Here is a 6,285-nt window from a genome sequence, read left to right on the forward strand (position 1 = left end):
GCGGAGAAGACCGTCAAGAACTACGTCTCCAGCCTCCTGGCGAAGCTCGGCCTGGAGCGGCGCACCCAGGCGGCAGTGCTCGCCTCGCGCCTGCTCGGCAAGCACTGACCCGGGGCGGCACGCGCGGCCGGTGAGCCGCTACCGGAACGCGTCGGTTCGCTGTCGCTGCGACTGGGCGTCGACCTTCGACCGGACGGCCGTGCCCTCGGCGCCGGCCGCCATCAGCAGGAACCAGCCCATCAGCGCCGTCCACACGCCGTCGATCAGGCCGAAGAGCACCAGCTCGACCAGCCCGGCGAGGACCATCGTCACGCCCAGCACGTGACCGACCCGGACGGCGGTCAGGGCGGCCCGCGCCCGGTCGCCGTGCCACCACCACAGCGCGGCCCGCAGCACCCGGCCGCCGTCGAGCGGAGCACCGGGCAGCAGGTTGAACCCGGCGAGCAGCAGGTTGATCGTCGTCAGCCAGAGCAGCATGACGACGACGGCGGCCGGCCCGCCCACGGCCGACAGCAGCACCGCCGCGGACCCGAACCACACAGCGGCCGCGACACTCGTCAGCGGGCCGGCACCGGCCACCAGGAGGTCTGCCCGCGCGCTGGGCGGGTCGTCGCTGAACTCCGCCACACCGCCGAGCAGCCAGAGCGTCAGCCGCTCGACCCGGATGCCGAAGTGCCGGCCAACCAGGGCGTGTGCGAGCTCGTGGGCGAGCAGCGACACCAGCAGCAGCACGGCACCCGCGACGCCGAGCAGCCAGGCGACCGGCGCGGCGGTGCCGGGCGCATCGGCCGGTAGGACGCCGGTGGCCAGGCTCTGCGCCAGCAGCGCCATGATGACTAGCACCGACCAGTGGACGCCGACCGGGAATCCCGCGATGCGTCCGAGCCGCAGCGTCTGTTTCATGGAACACCTGCCTCGGTGGACCGTGCCACGGAGCGGGCGAGTGGAGCTGTTCTCCGCCACATCAAGTCTCGCGCGCCGCCGTGCCGGAGGGTGCAGGCAGGAGTCCCGGCGCCAGCGGTCCTCGTACAGCACGGCCTTGCGGCCCTGCTGTCGCGGCACAACCGGCGCCGGTCGGGCGCCGGACGGGTCACTGCGGCAGAAGCAGTCCCGCGCCTCATGTGTGAGATTCAGGTGAGAAATCGGCGATGCGGGTGTCCACCGAGCCGCGCCGATGGTGGACTGCCCGCGGAGGTGAGCCATGAGCGACGCGCGCGCAGGACCGCCACCCCGCCGGCCGAGGTCCCCAGCGGACCTTCCCGGCGGCGCGTTCGCCTCGTGTCGGCGTGCCGGACCCTCTGGGGCAGTGCCTTCCCGGCTGCCGCGGCGACGACGGCCCGGGCCAGGCTCGCCGTGGAAGCCGCGGCGCACCAGCCGGGTGCCCTCGCCGCCCGGCCCGACCTCGTCTCCGGCGACCGGCCCGGCAGCGCGGTCGGCGCCTTGAACATCACGGTGCGTAGGCAGCCGGTCGTTCCGCTGATCGACGACCTCGCCGCCCTGATCCGCCGTCTCGTCCTCTGGCCCGTGACCGCCGCGCACGAGCGCGGCCGGACGCCGCGGCCGGTCCTCTTGGGGGTCGCGGCCCGGCAGCGCCGCACGGTAAGGTGCCGGTGCCGTGGCGGTCGATCTGGTTACCGCTCAAGACCGCCGAGCTGGCCGGCACGCGCGTGCCGTGCCGCAGCGACAGCGTCGTGAGCGTGCTCAACCAGGACTCGTCCCCCCGGCGTCGCGCCGACCCGCAACGTCGGCGTCACGTTCCGTGACTATGCCCGTTCGACGACATTCTGGGAGTCTCATGTCCGGTAGTGCCGCCCCCGTGGAAGTGAGCGTGGTCCTGCCCTGTCTCAACGAGGCGGAGACCGTCGAGACCTGCGTCCGGAAGGCGCTGAAGGGACTCGCCGAGCTCGGCGTCATCGGCGAGGTGATCGTCTCCGACAACGGGTCGACCGACGGTTCACAGGCCCTCGCCGGCGCCGCCGGGGCGCGGGTCGTCCACGCCCCGATCCGTGGCTACGGCGGCGCGCTCATCAACGGCATCGAGATGGCCCGCGGCAAGTACGTCATCATGGGCGACGCCGACGACTCCTACGACCTGGGCAACCTCGGGCCGTTCATCGAGGAGCTGCGCACCGGCAAGGACGTCGTGATGGGCAACCGGTTCAAGGGCGGCATCAAGCCCGGCGCGATGCCGCCGCTGCACCGGTACCTCGGCAACCCGGTCCTGTCGTGGCTCGGCCGGGCGCTCTTCGCGCTGCCGGGCGTCGGCGACTTCCACTGCGGCCTGCGCGGCTTCAACCGCGCCCGGATCCGCGAGCTCGGGCTGTGCATGCCGGGCATGGAGTTCGCCAGCGAGCTGGTCATCCGCGCCGCCCTGGCCAAGTACTCGATCAGCGAGGTGCCCACCACGCTGCAGCCGGACGGCCGCAGCCGCCCGCCGCACCTGCGGACCTGGCGCGACGGCTGGCGCCACCTGCGCTTCCTGCTGATCTTCGCGCCGAAGCCCACGCTGCTCGTCCCCGGCATGGTCATCGCGTTGACCGGGCTGACCGGCACGGTCCTGCTGCTGCCCGGGGAGCGGCACGTGTCCGGCGTCTCCTTCGACGTCAGTGCCCTGGTCTACTCCTGCCTCGCCACGCTCGCCGGTGCGCAGCTGCTGATCTTCGGCGGGTTCGCCCGGCTGTACGGCATCCAGGAAGGCATCACCCGCGAGGACAAGCACGCGCGATGGGTGCGGTGGCTGAGCTTCGAACGGTGTGTCGCCGCGGGCCTGCTGGTCGGGCTCGCCGGCCTGGTCGGCACGCTGGTCGCGGTCACCGACTGGGGCTCCACCGGCTTCGGCCGGCTGGACCCGCGGGAGACCCTGCGCCTGGTGCTGCCATCGGCGACGGCCATCGCGCTCGGCATCATCCTGATCTTCTCGGGCCTGTTCGCGAGCCTGCTGTCGTTGCGTCCGGCAGCCCGCCGCACGATGCCCCCGGTGACCGGCGTCGAGCCGGAGATCCCGGCACAGCGCCCGGCCGCCGCTGCTGCGAAGGCGTCGCTGCGATGACCCGCGAATGGCTCCGGGAGCACCGGATGATCGCCGCTCTTGTCGCGGTCGGCGTGCTCGTCCGGATCGGCATGATGACCGCGTACTACCCGGCGTTCGGCTACTTCTACGACACGCGGGGCTACATGGACTCGGCGAGCGCCACCACGCCGAGCACGATCTGGCCCTTCGGATACCCGGCGATGCTCAAGGTGCTCGGCGCGGTGACCGGGCACATCGCCTCGGTCTCCATCGTCCAGCACCTGATGGGCGTGGCCATGGGGGTCGCCGTCTACGCGCTGTGCACCAGGCGAGGGCTGCGGCGCGGCTGGTCCGCCCTCGCGGCGGCACCGGTGCTCCTGGACGCGCGCCAGATCCAGCTCGAGCACTTCGTGCTGTCCGAGACGCTGTTCTCGTTCCTCCTCCTCGCCGGCATCGTGCTGCTGATGTGGTCCGACAAGCCGCCACTGTGGCTGATGGGCGTCAGCGGTCTGGTCTTCGCGCTCGTCACGCTCACCCGCACCGTCGGCCAGCCGCTCGCGGCGCTGGTGGTGCTGTACCTGATCGTGCGGCGGGTCGGATGGCGGCGCATCGCGCTGTTCACCGTGTCGCTGGTCCTGCCGCTCGCCGCCTACATGGTGTGGTACGACCGGCACTACGACGCCTACGCGCTGAACAGCTACTCCGGCCGGTACATGTGGCAGCGCACCACGACGTTCGTCGACTGCAGCCGCACCGACTTCACCCCGCAGGAACGGCAGATCTGCCCGCCGGAGCCGCTGGGCAAGCGTGAGGTCGGCGACGTGTACCTCTGGGAGCTGGACCACGACGCCATCGGCCGGCGCTATCCGGGTCCGGCGCACGACGGGCTCTTCCGGAGCTTCGCGGTGAAGGCGATCCTCGGGCAGCCCGGCGACTTCGCCAAGGCCGTCGCCAAGGACGCCTGGCACCTCGTGCAGCCGGGCTGGCAGGCACCGTCCCGGATCTCCTGCACCACGGACCTGTGGACCATGCCGTCCGGCGGGCGATCCAGCAACCAGATCAACAGCAACTGCTATGCGACGCTCATGGTCACCGACTTCCGGGCGGCGGGCGCCGGGGGCGCGGCGACCAAGGCCACGAAGCTGAACAGTGCGATGTGGGCCTATGGGCAGACCTTCGTGCTGCCGCCGTCGGCGCTGGTGGCGCTCGCCCTGTTCGCGCTCGTCGCGGCCGCGTGGCGCAGACGCGGCGCCATCGGACGGCTCCGCGACCGGGAGGCCGCGGACAGCGTCCTGCTGGCGGGCATGAGCCTGCTGCTGCCGTTGCTGGGCATCACGCTGTCGGTCATCGACCTGCGCTTCCTGGTGCCGCTGCTGGTGACCGCGCCGCTGGCGGCCGCGCTGGCGGCCCACCGGCTTGCGAACCCCACCCCCGCGGGTACCGCCGCGGACACCGTCCTGGTGCCGACCGGCACGCCCGAACCGGCGCCGTCCGCGGCGGAGACGACGGCCTCGACGCACCGGGTCGACCCGGCCGGCGTCGAGACCTCACACCGCGAAGCCGCCAACATCCCCCGGTCCCGGCAAGCCGGCGGGTAACGGACGGACGGACGGTTGTGACCGGCCCGCGGCGCTCGCCGCGGGCCGAGCCGGCCGCATGCCTCGCCGCGGACCGAGCCTGCCGCAGGCCTCGCCGCGGGGTGGGCCGGCTGCGGCACGCCGTGCGGGGCCGGCCCGACAGCTGCCGTGCTGCGGGGGCGATGACTCCGGTGGATGCCATCTGCGGTAGGGCCGACCCGACTCCAATCAACCACTCCGCGATGGCGCGGTCGTCGGCCTGGCCGCTCGCTGTCGGGCGATGATCGGACACTTCCCCGCCGTCGAAGCGTCGACCCCGGTCGGGTGACGAGCGTCCGCCCGGCACGCAGGCACGGCCGGGCCGGTCGGCGAGCAGGAGCGTGACCGCGGTGCGGGCGGTCATCGATCGATGACGTCAGCGACCGGGCGGCGGTTCGTGTAGCACGTCGTCGGCGCGTAGCCGAACCGCAGGACGAGCTGCGGGGCGTACGGGCGCCGCAGGGCGAGCCGCAGCTGCTCACGGATCGCCGGCACCTCGATCGGCTGGGAGTACATCGCCGTCGCGAGGCCGAGATCGGCGGCGCGCAGCAGCACCCGCTGCAGCACCATGCCTGCCTGTATCTCGTGCATGCGGTGTTCGCCCTGGTAGCCGAGGACGGCGACGACCGGGGCCAGCGTCAGATCCCGGGTGACATCCCGGGAAGGCCCGCCGAAGTCGCGGCGGGTCATCAGTTCGGCCGGGTGGGGCGCGTCGCCGCGGGCGCTGCGGCCCACCCCTTGCACGCCCTCGTCGTCGGCCGAGGTCCACGCGCGCAGCTCGGCGACGTAGGCCGGGTTCGCCTTCAACTGCGTGTCGGCCTGCCGGGTCAGCTGCGCGACCGTCCACATCGCCGGTTCGTCGTCGACGACGTGCAGCCAGCCGCCCTCGTCGGCGGCCTCCCCCACCAGCTGCGTCATGACGCCCGGCGCGACCCGGGCCTCGGCGAACCCGGACCGGTTGGTGTGGCGACGCCGGATCTGCCGGTGCAGGCGGCACTCCGCCGGGGTGACCCGTCTGCCGCGGTCCGGCACGAGGTGGGCCACCACATCGCCCGACCCGACCGTCCAGGCCGCCGGCGATCCGGCGACGGCGAGCGCCAGGCGCAGGTTGAAGACGGCCGCGCCGCACGAGACGCGGGCCGCGCGCAGGTCCGGGTCGCACACCGGCAGGGCACGGGCCCGGTCGATCAGGACGTCGATGCCGTCGGCGGTGCGCCGGAACCGCCATGGCTGACTGTTGTGGATCGACGGCGCCCACACGGCCTCGCCGACCGCGGCCATGAAGGTGGCTTCCGACCAGATGTCCACGTCGGTCATCGCACGCTCCTGAACAGGTCCGTTTCCTCCATTCCACGGTCGCCGACCGTGTCCGCGCGGCGTCCGGCGGCGGACCTCCCCATCCGCTGAATCACCCGGCAGATCACACCCGTGCGGCTGGCGGGCCGCGCCCCGGTGACGGCAGGCGGCGGCACCGGCGCACAGGACGGCCCGCCGGGCGTGACACGATGGTGGGCGCAGGTTGTGCCGTACCGGCGTGACGTCACGGAGGAAGGGCCGCATGATCCGGGTGTATCTGCTCGACGACCACGAGGTGGTCCGTTTCGGGCTGCGGGAGATGCTGGAGCGGGAGGGCGACATCGAGGTCGTCGGCGAGTCCGG

General features: G+C 72.9%; 5 protein-coding genes and 1 pseudogene. 4 read left to right on the plus strand and 2 right to left on the minus strand.

What is annotated here, in order from left to right; genetic code table 11:
• A partial coding sequence (locus tag ACFY3L_RS54400; protein ID WP_389343882.1) for a LuxR C-terminal-related transcriptional regulator occupies window positions 1-108 on the plus strand: 108 nt, incomplete at its 5' end.
• A 30-nt stretch (window positions 109-138) separates the two neighbouring features.
• Here ACFY3L_RS54400 and ACFY3L_RS54405 read toward each other — a convergent pair.
• Window positions 139-903, minus strand: a complete 765-nt coding sequence (locus ACFY3L_RS54405) for a site-2 protease family protein (protein ID WP_389343870.1) — start codon at window positions 901-903, stop codon at window positions 139-141.
• A gap of 925 nt (window positions 904-1,828) precedes the next feature.
• Between ACFY3L_RS54405 and ACFY3L_RS54410 the strand changes: the two genes are divergently transcribed.
• Both ACFY3L_RS54410 and ACFY3L_RS54415 read left to right on the plus strand, forming a co-directional pair.
• Complete coding sequence (locus ACFY3L_RS54410; RefSeq protein ID WP_389343873.1) at window positions 1,829-3,049, plus strand: glycosyltransferase family 2 protein; 1,221 nt, start codon at window positions 1,829-1,831, stop codon at window positions 3,047-3,049.
• Window positions 3,046-4,608 (plus strand): hypothetical protein, encoded by a 1,563-nt coding sequence (locus tag ACFY3L_RS54415; protein ID WP_389343876.1) that lies wholly within the window; start codon window positions 3,046-3,048, stop codon window positions 4,606-4,608. Before ACFY3L_RS54410 ends, ACFY3L_RS54415 begins: the two co-directional genes overlap by 4 nt.
• Before the next feature lie 378 nt (window positions 4,609-4,986).
• Here the strand turns inward: ACFY3L_RS54415 and ACFY3L_RS54420 are convergent, their stop codons facing one another.
• Window positions 4,987-5,943: an Acg family FMN-binding oxidoreductase gene (locus ACFY3L_RS54420; RefSeq protein WP_389343879.1), complete on the minus strand. Its 957-nt coding sequence runs from the start codon at window positions 5,941-5,943 to the stop codon at window positions 4,987-4,989.
• A 241-nt stretch (window positions 5,944-6,184) separates the two neighbouring features.
• On the opposite strand from ACFY3L_RS54420, the pseudogene ACFY3L_RS54425 reads away from it, so the two are divergent.
• Window positions 6,185-6,285 (plus strand): annotated as a pseudogene (locus ACFY3L_RS54425) (DNA-binding response regulator); the annotation flags it as partial.

The sequence above is a fragment of the Dactylosporangium sp. NPDC000521 genome (assembly GCF_042898305.1).
GTDB lineage: Bacteria > Actinomycetota > Actinomycetes > Mycobacteriales > Micromonosporaceae > Dactylosporangium.